The sequence below is a fragment of the Mesorhizobium sp. M4A.F.Ca.ET.050.02.1.1 genome (assembly GCF_003997725.1).
Classification (GTDB): Bacteria; Pseudomonadota; Alphaproteobacteria; order Rhizobiales; family Rhizobiaceae; genus Mesorhizobium.
This window is the reverse complement of the sequence record NZ_RZSG01000822.1, coordinates 1-2,563: the sequence shown is the minus strand read 5'-3', so window position 1 is coordinate 2,563 and position 2,563 is coordinate 1. Positions and strand designations below refer to the sequence as shown.

Below are 2,563 nucleotides of genomic sequence, written 5' to 3'. Positions count from 1 at the left end.
CTGCTCCTCGCGCCGCCCGGCCAGGGCCCTGGTGACGTCGGGGCGGCGGTCTTTGAGCGTGAAGATGTCGGCGGCGGTCTTGATCAGTCCGGCGTTGAAGAACAGGTCGATGTTTTCCGCGCCCAGCCCCTCGATATCCATGGCGCCGCGCGAGACGAAATGGCGCAATCCCTCAACGGCCTGCGCGGCGCAGATCAGCTCGCCGGTGCAGCGCCGGCGTGAATCCTCCTTGCCGGTCTTCTCGTTGATCTCGCGCGTCGCTGGCGAGCCGCAGATCGGGCAGGTATGCGGAAATTCGTAAGGCACGGCATCGGCCGGACGCTTGTCGATGACGACGCTGACGATCTGCGGAATGACGTCCCCTGCCCGCTGGATCACCACCGTATCGCCGATGCGGACATCGATACCGTCGCGGATCGGCAGGCCGTTGCTGTCCAGGCCCTTGATATAGTCCTCGTTGTGTAGCGTGACGTTCTCGACCACGACGCCCCCGACCGTAACGGGCGCCAACCGCGCCACGGGCGCAAGCGTGCCGGTGCGGCCGACCTGGATGTCGATCTTCTGCACGGTGGTCATCGCCTGCTCCGCCGGGAATTTGTGGGCGACGGCCCAGCGCGGCTCGCCGGTGACGAACCCCCACCGGCGCTGCAATTCCAGCTGGTCGACCTTGTAGACGACACCGTCGATGTCGTAGCCGAGCGACGAACGCTGCTCCTCGATCCGATGGTATTGCGCGATCAGCTCCTCGATCGACTTCGCCCGCACCATCAGCGGACTGACCTTGAACCCCCACTCGGCGAATTTCTGCACCGAATCATATTGGGTCGGAGCCGGGTCCGCCGTCGTGTACCCCCAGGCATAGGCGAAGAATTTGAGGTTGCGGCTAGCGGTGACCGACGGATCCTTCTGGCGCAGCGACCCGGCGGCCGTGTTGCGCGGATTGACGTAGTCCTGGCCGCCGGCAGCCGCTGAGCGTTCCTTCAGCGCCTCGAACTCCGCATAGGTCATGTAGACCTCGCCGCGTATCTCGATGCTGTCGGGCCAGCCCGACCCTCTCAGGGTCTTCGGGATATCCGCGATCGTCTTGAGATTGGCGGTGATGTCCTCGCCGACGGCGCCGTCGCCGCGCGTTGCACCCTGCACGAACACGCCGCGTTCGTAGCGCAGTGAGGCCGACAGCCCGTCGATTTTCGGCTCGGCGGTGAAGGCGATGTCCAGGTCCTTGTCGCGGTCGAAGAACCGCCGGCCGCGCTCGATGAAGTCGGCGACGTCCTCATCGGTATAGGCCTTGGCGAGGCTGAGCATCGGCACCGCATGGCGTATCTTGGCAAAGCCTTCCGCCGGCGGCGCGCCGACCCGACGCGACGGCGAATCTTCGCGCACCAAATCGGGGAAGCGATCTTCGATCGCGAGGTTGCGGCGCGCCAGCGCGTCATATTCGGCGTCCGAGATCGTCGGCGCATCTTCGGTGTGATAGCGCCGGTCATGCTCGGCGATCTCCGCCGCCAGCCGCTTCAGTTCGTGTGCGGCCTCGCTTTCGCTCAGCGAATCGACTGGTTTTTCCGACATGCTTGGCAGTCCCCGAGTTGTGCGCGCCACTATAAATCAGGATTCGCCGACCGGGAGTCGGCTTGCGAATAAATCATTCCTGAACAGCAGGATGCAGCCATATCCTGACTCAGATTCCAAGCACGGAGAATCAAGCACCCAGGATGTGTTGAGATTCAGGTCAGGCCGAGTCGAGAAGGGTGGCTTCCGAGAACCGGAGCGGAGCGTACTTTTGGGTACGTGAGCACCGGAAGCGCAGGAAGCCGCCGTTCGCAGGCCGGCCTCACCTGAATATCAACGCAGCCTAGGCTGCCGCCGTGTTCTCGCGCAGCAGACGCTCCGCCGCCGCGCGCGCCTCGTCGGTGATGGTGGCGCCGGCCAGCATGCGCGCAATCTCCTCCTGGCGCGCCGGCCGGTCCATCTCGGCAACGCCGGTGGCGACCTTGTCGGTGCCGCCGGATTTGGAGATCAGGAAATGCGTCGCCGCGCGCGCCGCCACTTGCGGCGCGTGGGTGACGGACAGCACCTGCACGCGCTTCGACAACCTGGCCAGCCGCTGGCCGATGGCATCCGCCACGGCGCCGCCGACCCCGGTGTCGATTTCGTCGAAGACCAGCGTCGGCGCCGAGCCGCGGTCGGCCAGCGCCACCTTCAGCGCCAGGAGGAAGCGCGACAGTTCGCCGCCGGAAGCGACCTTCATCATCGGCCCGGGCCTGGTGCCCGGATTGGTGCGCACCCAGAACTCGACCTGGTCGATGCCTTCTTCCATCCGGCTCGAGGCATCGCTCGCCAGCTCGACGATGAACTCAGCGCGTTCGAGCTTGAGCGCCGGCAATTCGGCCATCACCGCCCTGGTCAGGCCGACGGCGGCGGCATGGCGAAGCGAGGACAGTTGCGCGGCTGAGATGTCGTAGGCTTCGCGCGCCGCTGCCGCCTGCTTCTCCAGGCCGTGCAGGCGGTCCTCGCCGGCGTCGAGATCGGCGAGGTCGGCGGCCATCGTGTCACGCAACTGCGC

1 protein-coding gene and 1 pseudogene are annotated in these 2,563 nt (G+C 66.0%); both read right to left on the bottom strand.

Annotation, left to right across the window (positions count from 1 at the left end):
* Window positions 1-1,569 (bottom strand): NAD-dependent DNA ligase LigA (ligA, locus tag EOA33_RS31730; RefSeq protein ID WP_127407422.1); only part of this gene is annotated, 1,569 nt, incomplete at its 3' end.
* 283 nt (window positions 1,570-1,852) lie between these two features.
* A pseudogene (locus EOA33_RS31725) lies at window positions 1,853-2,563 on the bottom strand (DNA repair protein RecN); the annotation flags it as partial.